This is a genomic window from Aestuariivivens insulae (assembly GCF_022662195.1).
In the GTDB taxonomy this organism is placed as follows: Bacteria; Bacteroidota; Bacteroidia; order Flavobacteriales; family Flavobacteriaceae; genus Aestuariivivens; species Aestuariivivens insulae.
In genome coordinates this window covers 1-21,354 of sequence record NZ_JAKMCS010000005.1, presented here as the reverse complement: position 1 = coordinate 21,354, position 21,354 = coordinate 1, and the positions used below count along the sequence as shown (strand labels likewise).

Genomic DNA, 21,354 nt, shown 5'->3' with positions numbered 1-21,354 from the left:
GTTACATCTAAAATTCAGGTAGCATATTGGTAGAGCGTAATTCTTTCCTGCCATTACTATTTTCCTCTATCAAAACAGATGTATTCTCGTTTTCTTTATTTATATAGAAGCTGTCTTGATCACTTAACACAGATAAAAAAGGTGCTTTATTAATGTCCAACTCTGCTTTTAAAACAATATTACTAAACTTAAAAACAGAATCATTTTCTATTGACACTTTAGATATTTCACTGTTTTTATCTCCCATCTGTACAATCGCCAAATACCGCATTTTCTTTGATTTTTTATTTGTTTTGTAAGAAACATGAAATTGATTTGGTAAACCATTGTATTTTTTCTTGATATCAATAGCTGGCGAATAAAACTTATCTGTAATTGACTTCTTCAAATCTGTCCCTCCAACTACAAGAGCTTCAACATTACTTTTCCCTGTTTTTAATTTTAAATACCCATTTATATCAAATTCAGGTTTTTCCAAGGTATGTAAAAGGAATGTCCAATCCATGGCTTCTTTAGACTCTAAAACATCATAAACAACAACTGTATTCGGTCTAATGAAAATAAGGTGCCTTTCAAAAGATTTTAATTTTGCATCACCAAATCCAAATTCGGGAGTAAGTTCTATACCATTGTCTTTATTAAGTTTAATAAATTGTTTATCAACTATAGGACGATATGCTTGGGTTGCATCGCCACACACATAGGAAATCCTTTCCCCATTTATATAACGTTTTATCCACCCATAGCCTTCATGTCCAAAAGCCTGCCCCATATCGTTAACCAAAATACCATTATGGGCTCTTGTATGTCTATAGGACGTTAGGGAATGTGGATCGGCAAACGTTGTATAATAACCCGTTGAATAGAAAATAGGTTCACCCTTTCTGGTAATGTTAAAACAATTTTGATTGGCATGCATATGGCCTTTTGCACCAAATGGTGAAGATCTAAAATATACGGCCGCATTGTTTTTTCTATTTAAAATATCATTATGAAATGCTACTAGACCAACGCCTTTAAATAACTTATCTTGAGAATAATCTTTTGGTTGGGCAATCTTATCTGGCTCAAAATAAATGTCATTGATAATCTGATACCATGGTTCCATTTCACTCAATTCACTCGCTAACCAACTACTATCTGCATTTTTTGGCTTTTCGGCCTTCAATAACGATGCTAATCTATATAATGTCCTTTCGTCATTATTTTCATGTCCTATAACCATCATCATGTCATGGCCTATATTACCATTTTTCACGCGATCATGCATATCCCCAAATCCAGAAATGGCTTCATCAATTGGCGCAAAATAGGTAAAATAGTCCGCTAAATTCTTAAACCAGTCCATCTTGAACATGTCTACACCACACACTTTTTTAAGCAGTAAAGGCATATCAACAATAGCTGTTTTATTAACCCTAAAATATCCAAGACCTTCTGCCCATCCTCCATCTTGGGTTGCCAAATTAGGAAAACGGGCCACATAAAGCTCATAAGTATATTTAAGCATTTCCTCACTTTCCTTTAAGTCTCCAACCGTAGCTAAAGCAGCGGCAAAATTACCTGCGAGTTCCATTTGCCAAAAATGATTTTCAACTTGACGACCTTCAATAAGTCCAGGCCATGATTTTAACCCATGTATTAATTGTTTTTGGATTACCTTTAACAGCTTTTGTTTCATCGTTTCCGATAATTCAGAAAACAAGACATCATACCCAACAGCAAGCGATGTTAAAACTTTAGATCCCAATAAATCATCTGTAGGCCATCCTAAAAATACTTCAGTTCTTTGAATTAAATTATCCAAAATTGCTTGGTCACCCGACAGCACATAGGCTTCCAGCAAACTTTGGTAATATTTTATTTCTTTTCCTGCTATTTTGGAAAGTGCTCTATCCTTAGCTGGATTAGAATCGGCAACAGCTCCCCTGTATATGTCCCTATGTAATGTTTTATACCCTATTTCAATTATTTTTTTGTACAAAGGATGAGCTTTGGCCTTTACCCTTAACGTGCCCAAATTTTTACCCTGATTCATGACTCTTGGGTGGTTTTTTGGGACTTTGGATAGAAGCTCATCAAACGTAGGGGTTTCAAAAACTTTAGTCTCAGGATCGACTATAAATGAAAAAACACCTTTGCTTGTTATACTCCGCTCTTCAATAATGTCATACTTCCAAAACCATTTGCCCGCTTTTAGTTTGTAATGTGGATTAAAAAAACAGGTGCGTAGCGCTTCACTGGTTATAGTTTCATCCTTAGTGAATTTTTCATCCATACTAAGATAAACCTTATACTTTACATCCTTTTTTTTCCAGTACTTTTCGGATGCCCATAACAAGGGTGACGGATTTGTTAATACGGAAGATTTGCTTTTTGGATATTCAGATATCCTCCATTCTTCATAGAGCGCTTCTGGCAAAGAATCTATAGAGATCAATCCCATACTTTCTGACCTATTTGCTGATACGGCATTTATATCTTGACAAAAACTATTCGTTTGTATTAACAAACACACCAATACTATCAGATACTTTTTCATATAATTTTTTAAATATCAACACCTACCTAATTCTTGCATTAATTTTTTTGGGATATAAAAATTTTCTACCATCTCTATTTTTTATAATACCTTCTTCCTTTTCTTCATTTAAATAAAGTTCATTGATGCTTAAAGCTCCTAAATTCACCAATATGGATCTCACTTTTATACCCAGTCCCATACGATCTTCATCTTCTCTTGAATATTTTAAGTTTAACTTTTGGAAAACCGAAAGGTATTTGCCCAACATCTTTTTTTGATCAGGATACCAAGTAAGCGTTTCTAATGAAGAATAAGCCGGGGCAAAATTTTGTTCAAATAAATTGATTAATTTGTTGACGCCCAAATCAAATGCTCCAGCAAAGCAAGCAGCCTCGGCAGCCATGGAGGCCACTTCAAGTACCTCATCATTCATCGCTTCTTTTAATTCCGTTGGAAGATATGTGAGTTTCTTTTGACCCCCTAATTCGCAGAGCCCCATTGTGGCCCAATATCGAATTTCTGGATAAGGGCTTTTTAATAATTTTAAAAATTGTGGAATATCTTCAATTGAAGCATGACCAACCAACTCAGCAACACTGTACAAGTCTTCCAATGGAAAATTGGTATCCTTTACCCATTGATAGAGTCCATGCTCCTTCGTTAACCGCATTTCTCTTGGAAAAAACCCCAAATCATTGGATGTTCTGATATGACTGGACACTTCCGATCTAAAAAATTGCAACTTGTTGGCATAATTGGGGTCATTTGCCAAATTATGAAGTTCCCAAGGATCATTAACAAGATCAAAGAGCATTTCAGATTCCTTGGGCTGATACGGCCTTAACCAATCTTCATTTTTACATGATCCAGACAGAACCATTTCATCTATAGCTATATTGGCCGGCATTCCCCACTGATAAAGGTTTCTTAAATTAAAAGGTTTGTGGGGAATATAATTTCGTATGTATTTAAAATGGCCGTCTGAAGCTGTACGACACGGGTCATAATGATAATTTTCCTGATTGGTTCTAAACCCAAACTCGATAGGGTTAGGCGTCTCTTCATAGGATCCCAAAAAAGCTTTTCCTTGCATATATTCTGGAGGTTTGATTCCAGCTATACTTAGAAAAGTTGGAGCAAAATCAACAAAGCTTACATTTTTGGTTTCTACTATACCTTTCTCCAATTGAAACGCTTCCTGCCATTTGGGAGGAACATAAACCACTAAAGGAACTCGTAAACCACTCTCAAACGGATATCCTTTTCCTCTTGGCAAACACCCCCCATGATCGCTAAAAAAGAAGACAATGGTGTTCTCATCAAAACCTTTAGATTTTAGGTCTTCAAGATGTGCCTTAACCCATGCATCTGTTTCTTGTGACGCCTTTAATTGGTAAGCTTCGTCTGATCTTACCTCTGGTAAATCGGGAACGTGTGGCGGTAAAAATATGGTGTTAATATCGATGCCATAATTCTTAAAATCAGGTCTACCTTCGGTTGTTATGGTTCTTACTAATCCCATATGGGTCGCCGTCGTATTAAATACGGCGAAAAAAGGCTGATCTGATTTTCGTTTAAGACTATTATAACTCGCATTCTTTCCAGACTCATCCCACATGGCATTATTGTTCACTAGAGTATTATAATCTGTTTTATCGTTATTTGTACAGAAATACCCTGCCTTTCTCAATGCTTGGGGATAAAAAATAGAATCGGGCGTTATATAGTCTTGACGGTGGATATCCATACCAAAAGTGGTAGCATAGCATCCCGTTATAAGTGTAGAACGTGCAGGAGAACAATGGGGCGCATTAGAACGGGCATTGGTATACTTAATGCCCATATCTGCCATAGCATCGATAGTGGGCGTTTTTATATCGGTATTCCCGTAGCACCCAAACTGGTGAGGGCTTGTATCCTCTATTACTAAACATAAAATATTAGGTCTGGCTTGGTTGGGTGGCAAAGGTTTTGCTCCTAAAAAACATCCCATAACAATGAAAAGAGTCATTAAACTATATTTACCCATCATTGTCCTGTTTAATTTTATAAATGAAATTAATTTAATATTATTTCTTTACTATCTTGTAAGTTCCTATAGCATCTTCAATTTGCACTTTCATAAGATAGATACCTGAACGTAATCCTGAGATATCTATACTTTCCTTATTTAAACTTAAGCTTTTATCTAGTACTTGGGCACCTAATATGTTATATATTGCTATATGCTTTATGGGGCGAGCTGAAGACAACTTTAAATCTGTATCTACTGGGTTGGGGTAAAAATTAAAACTAAACTGCTCTAAATTATTTTTCACACTTAACGTGCTATAAAATACAATTTGGTCGATCTCCATAGTTCCTGTGATATTTGGAAATGGATCAACCGTACGGTCTTGAAAACGAAAGTTTAAAACATCTTTTACACCCGTCCATTCTGGATCTCCACTTAAATCGATCGTATAGGTCTTAAATTCTGTTTCATTGGTCTGTAAATCTTTAATGTTATGATACGAATTACCACCTGAAGCTTTAGGGAAATAAAAACGAAATTCCTTGGCATTACTATTGTTTTTAAACGTAATATCCATTTTATCTACACCACTGGTATCAAAACCAGAATATACTCCAGATCCAGGAGAAGTTTCTGGACCAATATATCGTATATTGGGAGTTGTCTTAGAACCATCTGCAGTCATGGTTAGAATTCCTCCACTAAAACTAGGCGTAACTCCACCTCCCCAGTCCCATTCGGTATCAAAATCAGTTTTATCAACATAATCCATATCAAACGTTTGAGCATTTGCAAAAAACGAGGCTATTAAACATAAAGTTAAAATTAAAGTAATTTTTTTCATGAGAGTTATTTTTAAATTATACAATTAATTAGCAGGTTTCTTATTGAAAATCTGGGCGTCTTTCTTATTTTTTTATGGATTGGCATCAAATACAATCTCATGAATTTCTATAGTTCCGGTAATTTTAGTTTCCCGATCTGTAAAACGAAAATTTGGTGTTACTTCACCCTTCCATTCTGCTTTACTACCGGCATGAATGGTATAGGTTTTAAAGGAATCGTCACCATTTGTGATGGGCACATTTATCTTTATATTTTTAGTGTCGTCGCTAGGATCTGTGAAGTTGAAACGCAGCTCGTTTACTGCATTGGTATTGTTCTTTAATGTAATATGAACATATTTAGCCTCATCTGCATTGATTCTAGATATTCTAATATTAGGATTTATATCTGTACCATCCATAGTTAACATCAAAGAACCATCTGTTATTCGAGGTGTAACACAAGAGGCATGCCGCCATGGCTTAAGGTCTTTTTTATTGTCGAATGTATAGGATTGTGCTACTAATTGTGTTGCTCCTCCCACTATTGTCAAAATTAAAATGAATATGATTTTTTTCATGGTTAAATTTTTTATAGTTATCATTAAAATCCTGTAAACGTTCTCTTTGTAAAGTATTACTGTTTTAGAGTGTTACCATATTTCAAATTTATCGTAACACACTAATAACAAACCAAATAATTGTTACATAAGCACCGGACAAATGTTTCATTTTCAAAAACAAGGACACAAAAAAGAGCTGCCTCTTTAGACAGCTCCATTTATTAATTTAAAATAAGCAATAAAGTTCCTTGAGTGCCCTTAATTTAATTTCGTTTGTCTAAAATCCCCAACACGAACTTCCAAACCATTTGGTCCTGGCACATACAATCCGTATTTAAAATAGGTCCCATGTTCATCATTGTTACCTATGTAACCCGTCCAATCGGCTTTAAGTTCGCCATTCATATACAACTTAACAAAACCTTCATCTAATACACCACCGCCATCTTCGGCAAATTTAGACCACTTTACATCAATTTTCATATCTATCCATTGTTCGATTGGAAGTTCCGATAATGGCTGGGACCAAATGCCGTATACCGTCTTGTTACCTTCTGGACTTGTTGCGGACTCTGGAAAATTATTAGGAGGGTATATATGAACTCGTTCACTATTGCTACTATGCACGCGAGCTCTATCTAACCTACAGATTAGATACAAATACCCGTTTTTAACTTGAAGTGACAATGGCGGATTACCTCCTGCATCAAGTATATAGCCATTAGGGATATTATCACTTTTCTTATAGCCAATGGCATCGGTAAAATACATTACAGATAAATAATCATCCACAAATTCCTTGTGAGGCACATAGATGGTGTCATTTTCGGGTGTGACCACCGTAGTTTTATCTGGTATACCATGCCATTGGGTAATGATACCCGTCATATCTTTAAGCACTTCCGGTAAATAAAGTCCATACTCATAACGCCAGGTCTCTCCTTTTTTAGCTTCTCCTTTACCAAAATGATACAAGGTTTTTGTTGCTAAATGGTCTTGAACCTCTTGTTCGGTAAGCCCGGCCTCATCAATATCGTCCTGAGTTACAAATAACGCTTGTAATTCGACTCGCTTTTTTGATTGATCCATCATCTTGAAACGATAGCTCGGTTTGTTGTTATAAAGCATTTGCGGATCGCGCCATATCTCAAAACCGGGAACATTTGGATTCCCAATAGGGATCATGTGACAATCAATAATTTTCGAGCTTGGAGCAATATCTCTTTCAGCCCTACAATAGTATGTTATTTTGTAAGGTGACGATGATGTTATGGGATCAACACATGGCGTACGATATTCTGAAATTGGCATCGGATCTGGGTCCGGATCTGGGTTTGGTGTTCCATTAGGTGTAATATCAGATTCCTGACCGCAACAAAATACAGTTAATGCAATAATTGCAAATACTGCAAAAATTAATTTCTTTTTCATACTTAAATTTTAAGTTAAGTGCCACTTGTAATTAGCCAATTTATTCATTTAGAAAAGAAAACTTCTTAAATACATTTCCACACACTAAAAAGTATTCAATTTCACAGAGTAACCAAACCCTATGGTTACTCTATTTTGGTTTGTCTAAAGTCGCCTACCCGAACTTCCAGTCCATTAGGCCCTGGCACATACAATCCGTATTTAAAATAAGTACCATGTTCATCATTGTTGCCTATATAACCAGTCCAGTTTGCCTTTAACTCATCATTCATATATAACTTAACAAATCCTTCATCTAATACGCCACTACCGTCTTCAGCAAATTTAGACCACTTCACATCAATCTTCATATCTATCCATTGTTCGATTGGAAGCTCTGATAATGGCTGAGACCAAATGCCATATACAGTTTTGTTACCCTCTTGACTTGTTGCCGACTCTGGAAAATTATTAGGAGGATAAATATGTATACGCTCGTCCCTGTCGTTAGTAACACGTGCACGATCTAACCTACAGATTAGATACAGATAACCATTTTTAACCCGAAGTGCCATTGGCGGATTACCTCCAGCATCAAGAATATAACCATTGACGGTATCATCACTTTTATTATAGCCAATGGCCCCGTTGAAGTACATTACAGACAAGTAATCGTCAACAAACTCTTTGTGAGGAACATATATCGTGTCTTTTTCAGGAGTAACTACCGTTGTTCTATCTGGCATACCATGCCATTGGGTAATAATACCAGTCATATCCTTAAGGCCTTCCGGTAGGTACAGTCCATATTCATACCGCCAAGTCTCTCCTTTTTTAGCTTCTCCTTTACCAAAATGATATAAGGATTTGGTCGCTACATGGTCTTCAATATCTTGATTGGTAAGCCCAGCCTCATCAAGATCTTGCTGGGTTACAAATAACGTTTGTAATTCGACTCGCGTTTTAGATTGATCGATCATTTTGAAACGATAGCTCGGTTTGCCGTTATATAGCATTTGTGGATCCCGCCATATTTCAAAACCCGGAGCATTTGGACTCCCTATGGGGATCATATGACAATCAATAATTTTATCGGTTGGAATAATATCGCCTTGAGCCCAATAATCATAAGTAATTTTATATGGTGATGATGACTTTAATGGATCAACACATGGTATACGATATTCTGAAGTTGGCACCGGATCCGGGTCTGGTTCAGGGTCTGGTGTCGCATTGGGGCCACTATCCGAATCTTTACTACAACAAAATACAGTTAATGTGATACTTGTAAATACTGCAAAAATTAATTTCTTTTTCATTTCTCTATTTATTTTAATATTAACCAATAGCTGTAAGGGTGTTGGCCATTAATTTTTTAGCCTATTATTTTCAAATTGAAAACGACTAAATACTTTTATGATTGATAATAGCCTGAATAAAGATGTATTCATACTTTCTTTATCCAGGCTATAAATGCTTTAAAAAATACTACCTATTCTAACATCGAGATGATTAATTTAGGAATATCTGTACCTTCCTTAGATTGGTAAAAAATACGCTTACCTCCTGTCTCAACAACGGTCATACCTAAAGACAATGTATTATCGGCTTCTACCATTTGTAATTGAGAAGTTAAATCGTAATTATGGGTAGATCTATTATCGGGCCCTACTAGCGCATCGCCAGTAAAGGTCAGAATGATATCACCAAATTCTGGTGCTGTTTCACCGGTCACTGTACTTTCACCCCAAGAATCATCCGATATATAATGGATGTACTGTGTTGTTATACCTCCAACAACATCCTCTGCTAGAACCCATTTATCTTCTCTTGTTGTAGTAAGCACCAATTTAGCTTTTACCACCTTAGAAGCATCTATACCTGTAAGATCGAACTTCAATAAGCCTCTACGGGTATCTCTAGAGTTAGTTTCTCTATAGCTTGGGTCAAATGACACTGCTGCCCCAAAATTATCAGTAAAACCAGAATCACCACTAGCAAGTCCTTTAACATGGGTATCGGCTATAGGAATCAGTTCTGCTGTTATATAATCATCTTCAAGAACGGTTACCGTATGGGTTAAGCTTTCTCCTGGATATAATCCTGGACTAACACTACCTATAGTCATCACAATGGTTTTGTCACCCTCGATTACAGCATTGTCTATAAGGGTTATTGGCACTATTACTTCTGTCTCGCCAGCACCCACATTAACGGTTAACACTCCTCCAGTTGCTCCAGCATCATAGTTGGTACCTTCTACAGCCGTACCTGTAAATGTGATGTCTAATGTTTGACCTGTAGTCACTGCTTCAGTAAGTGCTATTACCACCTCATGGCTACCTGCATTTTCAAGAACTTCACTTTCTAGCTCTACAAAATTCACCAATGGAGGCACTGGGTCGTCCTCAGTAATCGTAATCCTAAGTTCAGGTGATACTCTCCTCGATATACCTAATTCTGAATTCGATGCAGAATATGTGGTATCTGCAAGAAAAACACCATCTCCAACTAAATTCTTCAATTCGTAAACTAAGGATCGGTTTCCAGAATAAATGGAATTATCAGCTACTTTAGCAAATAACTTTATGGTAGCAGATCCTTCGGGAACCGTAAAATTAGGGCCTGCATTTCCATCGGCGTCAGTTATTGTAATTTCAGAATCATCGCCGGAGACCAATTGAAGATCAAAGCTAATGTCGTTAAAGACAGCTTTAGAAGCACCTACTTCTATTTCGTAAGGTACTGACTCCCCTTCAATAATTGTAGGGTTACCACTTCTAAATCCTACAGGAGCAATAGGTTCATCACTAGGGCCGTAGGTTATATTATTATCTGTACATGCCATTACCACAAGTAATATTGCTGTGCATAGTACCTGCAGAAGTCCCTGTACTTTATTTTTAAAAAATCTCATATTCATATTTTTTAATTTATTTTTTATAACAAAAAGATTATCTATATCCGTTATTGGTTGGATCTGTGTTCAAAACATCTGGGTTTTGACTTATTTCAGCAGCATAAGGAATAGGTAGCAAGACATGTTTTGGCTCAAAGTTATCGGCTTGGAAATATGCTTCTTCATGGGTAAATCCAAGATCATCCATCGCAAGTGAAGTTTGGGCGATTACGTCTCCCAAAATACCCCATCTAATTAAATCGGATTTACGTGTTCTTTCAAAACATAATTCCCAGCTTCTTTCATCTCTTATTTGCTGTCTAAATTCTTCTCCCCCAGCTCCTACTAAATCTATCTCACTATTTGGCGAAAACATACCCATAGCACGTCTTCTTACTTGGTTTACCGCATCGTAAGCCATCTGCATGGTTGCTCCTGCAGGTAAGGTTTCTCCATTTAAAACCGACTCATTTACACCTTCTGCAAACATTAATAAAACATCTGCGTAGCGTATTACAGGCCAATTCATGGATTCAAAATTGTTTTCTGGAGATAAGTTTGGTATTAAATATCTCCTAAACTTCCCAACTCCCCAGTTAGGAGCCCTAGGTGCTCTTGAGTCTTCCGTTAACTCAACAAAATTAGCATTTGCATCTATTTCGAACCTTGCTATAGACCAATCTCTCCTTATTGAGTCGTTTTCTTTAAAACTATGGTAAAAGCTAGGCAATGGATACCATCTAGGCCCACCTCTTTTGTAAATGGAACTTGTATTGGACCTTATACCATGCCATACCCCTACAACACTGGCATTATCATTGGTATCCCCTGGATAGGAATAATGAATTTCCCACATCGATTCTTTGCTTTCGTATATGTTTTTGGCCAAGTTGTGAAAAACATCTGGAAAATAGCCATCGAAAGGTGCTCCAACAGTTAATTTTTCAATATTGGTGTTCAGTTGATGCTGACCACTTTGCATAACAGCCAATGCCTGTTTTGCAGCCTCTGGAAATTTACTTGTATCATTTAATGGGAATCCTGCCCAATGTAGATACACTCTAGACATCATACCTTGAGCTGCCCCTTTACTTACTCTTCCTGGACTTCTTGTTTCTGAAGCAGGAGGCAATAGGCTTATAGCATATAAGATATCTTTTTCAATTTGTTTGTAAACATCTACCAAAGGTGCTCGTTCTGACTTTAAGTTTGACAAGGACACGTTCGAGCTTAATCTTAAAGGTACCCCTCCCCAATTCTTTATTAATTGGAAGTACACAAACCCTCTTAAGAAATGGGCATCACCCAAAACATTGTTATAGGCCGCCAAATTTTCTGCTTCTGGTTTTGACAGGTTCGATTTACCTGCAAGACCATCGCGCAACAGTGTCACTTGATCGATAACTAAATTTGCTCTATAAACCGCCTGATATAAGCCCTTCCATGCTTCATTTATTTCTCTATTGTTTTCCTGAATCTGGTAATTACATAAAAAATCATCATCATTACCTCGATTCACCCTCCAATAACGAGCGTGATCTGAGCCTTGTTGGAAAAACAAAAAGAAACGTTCGGCAAACAAATCGCGAGACGCTATTTTATCATATATGCCCCACATGCCTTGTTCGGCCGATGTTACACTATTAAAAAATCCATCACCAGTAAAGGCATCATATACCTCTTCTTCTAAAGGATCGCTACAAGAAAATAGTGTTAGAGCAAGCATTAAAAAAACGCCTATTGTTCTATATCCCTGACTAATTTTAGCCTTAAGGTTTTTCTTTTTAAATACTGTTTTCATATTATTCATATTATTATAAATCATAGATTAAAAGGATACCGAAATACCTCCTATAAACGTTTTACTTCTTGGGTAGGCACCAAAATCCACACCAGCGGTCAATCCACTACCTCTAGTACTCACTTCAGGATCAAAACCTGAATAATCTGTCCAAGTCACTAAATTTTGACCTGTTACATATACCCTAAAGTTCTGAAGTCCTAGCTTATTTACAAACAGTTTAGGGAAGGTATAACCTAGCGAAACCGTTTTAAGTCTGATAAACGATCCATCTTCTATATAGGCACTTGTTAACACATTGGTAGCATCATCAATACTTCTAAAGGTTGCCCCTGCATTTTCTTCTGGAGTTCTATCGGTTCTCCAACGTCCCAATATTTCTGGGATAAAGTTTCTTACTTTATATAAGTAAGAGGTATAGAGAAGCCTATTTGCATTGTATAAGTCATTACCATAAGACCATTGGAAAAACACATTTAAATCAAAACCTTTGTATTTAAAATTGTTAGAGAAACCGCCAAAGAATTTTGGTCTAGGATTTCCCAATACAACTTTATCGTTTTCATCTATAGTACCATCTTCATTGACATCAACATATTTTCTATAGCCAAGTTCTTCATCTCCAAAAGCAACCGTAATAAATGGATCTCCATTAGTATCAAAGTCTTCTTCCCTGTAGAGCCCATCATCTATATAACCGTACATTAATCCAAAGGGTTGCCCTACTTGTGTAATATAGTCATTTACATAAGCATTGTCGGCATACCATTCTGAAGAGTGGAACATTATATTATCTTCAACTAAAGCTATGGTTTTATTACTAGGGAATGTCAGGTTTAGATTTGAATTCCATGAAAACTTACCTTTAAAATTCTCAGTGCTTAACGATAACTCCAAACCTTCGTTTCTAAGTTTACCTATATTTCTAAAAACACTCTCAAATCCTGAAGACCCTGGTGTTGGTGCATTTAACAATAATTCTTTAGATTCTTTTCTATACACATCGGCAGTTAATGAAATTCTATTGTCAAAAAAGGCCAAATCTAACCCTATGTTAATTTGTTCTTGAGTTTCCCATTTGATATCTGGATTAGGCAGATTAGATGGATATACCCCTGGAGTTAATCCATTAGCCTCTCCATATGAAGTCGGGTTCAAAATAGACGTAGATCTATTGGCAGGAATTCTATTATTTCCTGATTGACCCCATTCAAATCGCAATTTACCATCGTTAAGTATTTTGGAATCCTTTAGGAAATTTTCATCAGAAAAACGCCATGCTCCAGATAACGAAGGAAAATACCCCCATTTATTACTAGATCCAAACCTTGAAGATCCATCATATCTTAAGGTCGTAGTAAATAAATACTTCCCTGCATAGTCATAGGTGAATCTTGAGAAATATGAGGTCAATAAATTAGTTGCATCTCTGTAAGAATCTGAAAATGTCGGTGCTGTACCTTGCCCTAAATTATCCAACCCTAAATTGGGGTCTGGAAAATCACTTCCATAAGCCGTAACTCCCTCTTCCTTAATATCTTGATAATCAAAACCAAATAAAGCGCCTACATTGTGCTTATCAAACTTCCTTTTGTAATTTAAAGTAGTAGAGATTAAAGTGTTTGTTCTTACTCTATTTTCTATGCTTCCTCTTGTAAAGCCACTACGTCTATGAAAAGCACTGTTTACATCATCAAAAGAACTTAATTTTCTATACTGCTTTGAAATACCTCCTCTAACTTTTAAATCTAGATTGTTTGCAATTTCATATTGTAAATATCCATTTAAATATAAATTTTCCTTTTTATCTCCTCTTAATTGCGTATGGGCATTTACTAAAGGGTTGGTAATAGGTTCCCCCGCAGCAGTTTCTGGGTCATCTGCAAAGAACAATAATTCTTCATTAGAATAGAACAACCCACCTGTTGGCCTTCCTTGTACAATATCCTTTAACAAATTAAAACGCCCACTACTGGATCCACCACCGTCTGCTTCAGGTTCTAAGATGTTTGTAGAAGTATGTGTACCGGTAACCTCTGAGACACTATATGAAAAGTTAGCTCCTGCTCTCAATTTCTTGGAAAGCTTTTGATCGATTTTTAATTTCACATAGGTTCTATCAAATCCACTATTTGGCAAAAGTCCTTCTAATGAATAGTCGGAAAGGGATAAGTTATACTTAGTATCCTTATTGCCACCATTAACTGAAATGGAATGACTTTGCACCTCAGTATCATTACCAAAAACTTCTTTTTGCCAATCCACCCCTCCTATACTTGTACCATCTGGGTTTAAATAATTACTCAATGGCCCATAACGTTCTATAGCATTGTCTGGATTGATTTCATATTGTAAATCCACGAAATCATAAGACGACAACACATCCATATACTGGGTTATTTGATTATACCCGTAAAAGGCATTATAGGAGAGCTCTGCTTTTCCTCTAGAACCATCCTTACTCGTAATTAAAATAACACCATTACCACCTCTAGCTCCATAAATAGCAACCGCCGATGGTCCCTTTAACACCTCAATTGACGCAATATCTGATTGGTCCAACGAAGAAATATCAAAATCTTCAAGTGGGAAACCATCTACTACATATAATGGTGCACTGGATTGGGTTAAAGAGCCCGCTCCACGAATGACAATACTTGATGATGCGCCTGGTCTTCCTTGGCTTGAAGTTACTTGTAGTCCAGAAATACGACCTGCCATAGCTTCTTCCAACGAAGCCACAGGTGCTTTAACGACCTCATCTACCTCCATTGAACCCAAGGCTCCCGTTAAGTCTTTTCTTCTAACCTCTCCATAACCAATAACAACAACTTCATTTAATTGTTGAGTATCTTCTTCAAGCTGCACATTAAGTACAGATTTACTCCCTACAGCAAGCTCAACAGTTTTAAAACCAATAAAGCTAAAAACGAGTGTTTCTCGATTTTGAACATCAATGGTATATTTACCATCAAAATCTGTAGTAGCTCCTCTTTGTGTGCCTTTCACAAGAATTTGAGCACCAGGTAAAGGTTGTCCGTTTTGATCGGTAACTGTACCACTTACAGCTTTACTTTGGCCGTAGGCTGAAACCGATAAAAATAAAATAACCATTAAGAGAAACCCTCTCTTCAAAAATGGTCTAATAACATTTTTCCAAATTTTTTTCATAAAATTTAATATTTTGATACGTTAGTTCGTTTCTCCAAAGGTATATCCAAACCTAAACCGTAGTAGGAACAAATGTTCCGTATTAAAGGTTTATTTGATACATATTTGAAGTAAATAGAACTACCTTTTATCATAAACACCTGTTAAACAGTAAACTAAACTACTATCAAATTACATCTTATACTTTTAAACAAATAAGAACTAATGCAATAATTTAAAAAACTCAAAACCTTAAGTTCATACAATTTTGAGTTCTACAATCCATTACTTGCTAGTATCAAATTATATATTAATATACATAATTAATTAAAGTTATTAACGTATCTATAACCGAATTAAAACTTGATTGCATTCTAAAATATTAAATGAAGCACATTAAAAAATACCCTATTATAATTTTAGAATATTCCATTCCTTATATTATTGCCGAAGTATTTTGGGGTCATTGTCAATAGCCTTAACTCTCTTTGGGAGAGCTGACCACAATGAAATAAAATTTGAGATTGTTTATATTTAGCTTTGTTGACTTACTATCTATTTCTTGATGGCATCTTTGGCACTGATCCTATCATTGCTCTGGGCGAAAAAATGTTCTTGGAGGTAGAAATGCATCGTTTCTCTTTCTTTTTCCTGATAGTTTACAAAATCACTGACACTGCACTTGAAGTTTTCTCCTTGGTGCTGTTTGGAAATGGCAATATACATCGTTATGAATTTTTTATGGTGCGTTTATATTTATCTACTTCATCCACTGTGAGCTCAAGTTTAAGATAACCTTTCCCGAAAGGGCTATTGACCTTTTTTACTTTACCAAGGACATAACTAAAATCTGCCTTTAGCTTTTCCATGTTTTCTTCCTGGCGTTCGTATCTTATTTTGGGAACGCTGGTCTCTTCCATCTCTACCTCTCCCCTTTCCACATTCTCAAATTTCTTCTCTATAAATTCTAAATGCTCTTCTAGATAATGGTCATCATCTCCCTGCTCCAATTGCTGTTCAAATAAAGACTGTAACATGGCCGCTGTCGGTAAGGTCTGGCTCTGTTCTATACTTTTTATAATGGCAATGACATTGTTTATCCTACGCTTGATCCTAATCTCTATGGCACTGAGGCTACCGTCAATAGAATCCATTGGGGACAATTGGTGGATCTCAAAAAAATCGAGCATGGCTTCCATTGTTTCAGTATGCGAACCGGTCACTCCTTTAGAAAATTCCCTAAAACGCTCTGCAACTTCTTTTTTAATATTAATGGCCGAAAATTGATATTTTTGATACTTGTCCTCCATTTTTACTGTAAATAATTGCCTGTTTATTGGGCCTTCAAGGGTTTTTACTGTAAAGCTCTTTTTAGCTTAATTTAACCGATTTCCCTAAACGCTTATGTACTGAGGCTTTGCGAAGCAAATGAAATATGTAGCGCTGCGCTAGCACGCTACCCTCTTGCTCTACCGATCTCGGCATGCTTTGGCATGACGAAATCCTCCGACAACTGATTTTTACATCAGTTGCACTAACAAATAACCAGCTTTATAAATGTAACCCAATATATTATGAAACCGAAACGGCATTTAGTTTCAAATACCCTGTTTTGGCTCTAAATAAAATGAAACATAGGCTTGTTTATGTTGGAGCCTTCTAACAAATGCATCCCCCTTACCTAAAACAAACTTTTCTTTGCCCTTAAGCCCTACAAATTTTAAGGGGTGATGGGAGGCTACTTTCATTCGCTTCACAATAAATGAAGTGGGGCTTGTCAAGATTTTTGGGAATAAATCAGGAGTGTCTGCAAAATCCATTCTTACTGTCTGGATAAAACAAGAAAGCAGAAACCTTATTTATTTCCAAAACTTGCTAAGGTCTGGACAAGTTCCACAAGGGCATTAGAAATTCTTTTAAGGGCATTTGCGAATTGAACGTACAGGCAGTTAAGCGAAAAAGCCAATGCCCTTAATTTAGAATTACTTATGCCCTGCCCTGTTTTTCGCTGTACCGAAAAACAATCTAAGGCTTCATTTATTACAGCCCTTAAAATTTGTAGGGCTCGAACCAAATAAAAAATATCATCCTGAACCTAAGACATTAAATTAGGGGAAAGCATTTTTTATGCACTCCTGTTTTCTTCCTTTTGCCTAAACCGTTCCAATAGGTTACCTATGTCCTCACTTATTTTGCTCTCGACCACCCTTGCATAAATTTGAGTGGTAGATAGTTTGGCGTGTCCCAATAGCTTTGAAACAGTCTCTATGGGGACGCCGTTGGACAACATCACCGTCGTGGCAAAGGTATGCCTGCCCACATGGAAGGTCAGGTTCTTTTTAATACCACAGGCCATGGCTATCTCTTTCAGATAGGCATTGGTCTTTTGGTTAGAGCTTATCGGTAACAACTTACCCTCTTCCATTTCTTGGGCTATCCTGTACTTTTCCAGTATGGTCCATGCCTTGGGAAGCACAGGCACTTTTACCTGCTCGTCCGTTTTCTCCCTCTTGGTATATATCCAATGGTTGTTGTCAATGCCCTTAACAATATTGTTCTGTGTCAGGTCTTTAACATCAACATAGGACAGTCCCGTATAACAGGAAAACACAAAACAGTCCTTTATCCTTTGTAATCGCCCAATGGTGAACTCCGTTTCCTCGATCAATGCCAGTTCCCTTTCGTTTAGGTATTGCCTATCGTACTTATTGTATTTCAACTGAAACTGACTGAACGGGTTTTTCTGCATCCACTCCAGCTTTATGGCAAGGTTTACCATTTTCTTAAAACGCTCCAAATGTTTCATCACACCATTGTTGGTCAGCACCAATTGCTTCTTCTTGTTCTTATGTGTTCTTAGATAGTGCTCAAAGTCCACAATAAACCTATAGTTCAATTGTTTTAAATGGATATCGCTTAATTTTCGCTTCTGCAACAGGAATCCATATAGATAACGCTCTGTGGTACGGTAGTTTTTCATTGTTCCCGGCTTTAGAACATGTGCCATATTACCGTTATGGTAAGCGATAAGTTCATTTAGGGTCCTGCTGTTATCGTCCTCTCCTAGATACCTTGACTTAATGGCTTCCGAAGAAATTACCATATCCTCTTCTATCAATTCTTTATGGCACTGCAGCAGTTTGTTGTATACCTCATCCAAGTAAGCGTTTAGGTTCTTGATAGGCTCGGTACTCCCCCTGCCACGGTTCCTGGCACTGTCCCATTGGCCTGTTTGGACGTTTCGCTTTAGGCTCATCTCTGAGCGCCTGCCCTTTACAGTAATTCGCACGTAAATGGACAGTTCGTTTGTTTTACTTCTGGATTTTCGAGTGAAGAAAATAACCGTGAAGGTGCTTTTTGCTTTCATGTTTCATTGACTTTTTGTTGAACATTGTTTTTTTTTCGAAAGTCAAATCATACCCTAAAAGCTCTTTAAAGATAGTGTTTTTTTAGTGGACAATTACACACCGAATTGCACACCTTTTTACTGCGAATAGATGCTTTTATTTGGAATCAAATAAAATGCATAAAAACAAAAAACACTGAAAATCATAAGATTAACAGTGTTTTGATTCTAGTTGTTACTAGGTTCGTCGGGGTGGCAGGTAGACTACCATTCCCTTTATATTTTTAATAATCAAAAAGTTACATTTTATTAGATTCACTTGGTAACCGAATAGGTAACTTATTTGATAAGAACTTTTGTTTTGTTTTACCCTTTTTTAAGGTGCGTGCAAATATAATATGGTATTAATTATTATACAAGATAAATAGCACTATTTTTAAAATGCCTCTTTACGCAACTAAGAGTAAGTCAAATAAATATCTTAAAATTATTACATCCCTGAAAGTAAGGGTTGCGAACAAAATAAACTACTTCAAAAATTTTCCAATTGAACTAATGCTTCTTCTACAGTTTTAACGGGAAGTTTACATGATCTATTTTGACAAACATATATATATGTATCTTTGTCAACATATCTTTGGTTAAACAACGGAAGATTACTTTCTATAGTACTTCCTACTAAAAGGACATTTGGAATATATATTTTAGCAAAGTTATTGATCTTATTCAATGCTTTTTCTCCTACCACGGCAACTTCATAATAGGGATATGCATGTTTTAACCATAGACTGTTCCATTTAGAATAGTTTCGAGCATATTCTTTTGTCATTGGAACCATTGTTGAAAGCATCACTTTTGATCGTTTCAATGACTCTTCATCATATTGGATATGACCTAATTCAAATAAATTGTGAGCTATAACTGAATTTGGTGAGGGCATAGCCCCATCATCTGTTTTAATAACCATGGAAATTAGTTCACTATCTTGATTATACTTATACATTCCAGAAGCATTATCTAAAAACTCTTCGTTTAGGACTTGTGTATAACCTAAAGAGGCATTCAAATATTTAACATCAAGTGTACTATAATACAGTTTAAGAGCCGCACTCGTCATAAACGCATAATCCTCTACAAATCCTTCTACATTTCTGCCTCCCTTCTTATAGGAATGGATAAGCCTATTTTTACTTATATTTTTGGAATTAATAAAATCAAAAATGGTTTTGGCTCTATTTAAAAAAACCTCACTTCCAAATGCTTCATATCCCTCTAATAATCCATTAATCAATAATGCATTCCATGAGATAATAACTTTATCATCCATATTAGGACGAATTCTTTGCTCTCTTTTATTCAATAGAAGTTTCTTCCATTTTACCCTATAAGAATCTATATCTGCTTTTGAAATTGAATTTTCTTTTATAAAAACACTATCATTCAATATTTTAAACAAAATAAACTTTCCATTTCCCAAAGCTTGCCTAGAATTAACATTAAAATATCGAGCAAATAATTGAAAATCCTCTTTCAAAATAGACTTGAGTTCTTCTTCAGTCCATTCATAATACTTTCCTTCTTCTCCTTCACTTTCTGCATCTATTGAAGAGTAATACCCTCCTCCATGGTATTTCATTTCTCGTTCAAGAAAACCAAAAGTTTCCATTACTATTTCTTTGTAAATTGGTTCTTTAAAAACCTTGTATGCTTTGGAGTAAAGACCTATTATTTGAGCGTTATCATACAACATTTTCTCAAAATGAGGAACTTTCCATTGATCATCGGTACTATATCTAAAAAAACCTCCTCCTACATGATCATAAATTCCCCCTAGGGCAATTTTATCTAAAGTTAATTTTAGATGACTCTTTGATTGCTCATCATTGGTTAGAATGGCATAATCCAACAAAAATTCTAAATTCACGGGATTTATAAATTTTTCTATAACATCCTCACCTCCCATTTCTTTGTCCCATTTTAATTTCCAACTTTCAATACTTTCTATTAATGAATCTTTGGAAAGCCTTTCAAAGTCATTTGAAGGTTTTATCAAGTTTACCTCCTGAATCCCAGAGGCTAAATTTTCTGCATATTCTTCTAACTTTTCCGGGTCTTCGGTATATATTTTATATAATTCATTTAAAACCTTTGTCCATTGTTCTTTCGTATGATATGTGCCCCCATATATAGGTTTCCCATTTGGTAATGCCACTACATTTAATGGCCATCCTGAACTTCCCCTAAATAATTGTACTGCTACTTGATACAGATGATCTATATCTGGACGTTCTTCTCTATCTATCTTAATGTTGATAAAATTTTTATTCATGACTTTTGCGATCTCTTCATTCTCAAAAGTCTCTCTTTCCATTACATGACACCAATGGCAGGAAGAGTATCCAATGCTGATTATAACCAACTTATTATTATTCTTTGCTTCTTCTAATGCATCATCACTCCAAATTCTCCAATCTACAGGATTATGTGCATGTTGCAGTAAATAGGGACTTGTTTCATTTATCAAAGAGTTAGTGTATTCTCTTTTTTGACCTCCTCCATTTTTACAACAGGACAGAAAAAGTACAACAATAAAAATATTATAAAACTTAAATTTAGGCATAACTATTAAATATATTCATTTTGGCTAAAATACAAAGTGATATTGAATTACAATATACATTAATCGTTACTTAAAATGGAAAATTCGGTTAAAGTGAACCACCCGTGCCGGATGAAAGTGAGCAGTGTAAATAAAGTGCCAAAAATCGTTTCATTTGAGTGTTAAAATTAGTGATTCTTTTTTAATTTTTTTCTCATGGATTC

14 protein-coding genes are annotated in these 21,354 nt (G+C 36.0%); all 14 read right to left on the bottom strand.

Features of this window, described 5'->3' with window-relative positions; translation table 11 throughout:
* Positions 1-7: 7 nt before the first annotated feature.
* Entirely contained in the window at positions 8-2,542 is a 2,535-nt protein-coding gene (locus tag MR062_RS07570; protein WP_242203529.1) for a DUF4962 domain-containing protein, read from the bottom strand.
* 22 nt (positions 2,543-2,564) lie between these two features.
* Positions 2,565-4,535 (bottom strand): sulfatase family protein, encoded by a 1,971-nt coding sequence (locus MR062_RS07565; protein WP_242203528.1) that lies wholly within the window; start codon positions 4,533-4,535, stop codon positions 2,565-2,567.
* A gap of 58 nt (positions 4,536-4,593) precedes the next feature.
* Positions 4,594-5,382, bottom strand: a complete 789-nt coding sequence (locus tag MR062_RS07560; protein WP_242203527.1) for a T9SS type A sorting domain-containing protein — start codon at positions 5,380-5,382, stop codon at positions 4,594-4,596.
* Positions 5,383-5,454: 72 nt separating this feature from the next.
* A complete protein-coding gene (locus MR062_RS07555) occupies positions 5,455-5,943 on the bottom strand; it encodes a hypothetical protein (RefSeq protein ID WP_242203526.1) in 489 nt (162 codons plus the stop codon).
* 240 nt (positions 5,944-6,183) lie between these two features.
* A complete protein-coding gene (locus MR062_RS07550) occupies positions 6,184-7,356 on the bottom strand; it encodes a heparin lyase I family protein (protein ID WP_242203524.1) in 1,173 nt (390 codons plus the stop codon).
* Between the two features lie 125 nt (positions 7,357-7,481).
* Complete coding sequence (locus MR062_RS07545) at positions 7,482-8,654, bottom strand: heparin lyase I family protein (RefSeq protein ID WP_242203522.1); 1,173 nt, start codon at positions 8,652-8,654, stop codon at positions 7,482-7,484.
* Positions 8,655-8,827: 173 nt separating this feature from the next.
* A complete protein-coding gene (locus MR062_RS07540; protein ID WP_242203521.1) occupies positions 8,828-10,252 on the bottom strand; it encodes a CBM96 family carbohydrate-binding protein in 1,425 nt (474 codons plus the stop codon).
* A gap of 37 nt (positions 10,253-10,289) precedes the next feature.
* Complete coding sequence (locus MR062_RS07535) at positions 10,290-12,035, bottom strand: RagB/SusD family nutrient uptake outer membrane protein (protein WP_242203519.1); 1,746 nt, start codon at positions 12,033-12,035, stop codon at positions 10,290-10,292.
* Between the two features lie 27 nt (positions 12,036-12,062).
* Positions 12,063-15,206, bottom strand: a complete 3,144-nt coding sequence (locus tag MR062_RS07530; RefSeq protein WP_242203518.1) for a SusC/RagA family TonB-linked outer membrane protein — start codon at positions 15,204-15,206, stop codon at positions 12,063-12,065.
* Between the two features lie 534 nt (positions 15,207-15,740).
* Positions 15,741-15,911: a DUF5712 family protein gene (locus MR062_RS17735; RefSeq protein ID WP_394800528.1), complete on the bottom strand. Its 171-nt coding sequence runs from the start codon at positions 15,909-15,911 to the stop codon at positions 15,741-15,743.
* Between the two features lie 2 nt (positions 15,912-15,913).
* Positions 15,914-16,495: a BfmA/BtgA family mobilization protein gene (locus MR062_RS07525; RefSeq protein WP_242203517.1), complete on the bottom strand. Its 582-nt coding sequence runs from the start codon at positions 16,493-16,495 to the stop codon at positions 15,914-15,916.
* Between the two features lie 288 nt (positions 16,496-16,783).
* Positions 16,784-17,005, bottom strand: coding sequence for a hypothetical protein (locus tag MR062_RS07520; protein ID WP_242203515.1), 222 nt, complete (start codon positions 17,003-17,005; stop codon positions 16,784-16,786).
* Between the two features lie 305 nt (positions 17,006-17,310).
* Entirely contained in the window at positions 17,311-18,552 is a 1,242-nt protein-coding gene (locus tag MR062_RS07515) for a site-specific integrase (RefSeq protein ID WP_242203514.1), read from the bottom strand.
* Between the two features lie 511 nt (positions 18,553-19,063).
* Complete coding sequence (locus MR062_RS07510; protein ID WP_242203513.1) at positions 19,064-21,151, bottom strand: thioredoxin domain-containing protein; 2,088 nt, start codon at positions 21,149-21,151, stop codon at positions 19,064-19,066.
* Between the last annotated feature and the right edge of the window lie 203 nt (positions 21,152-21,354).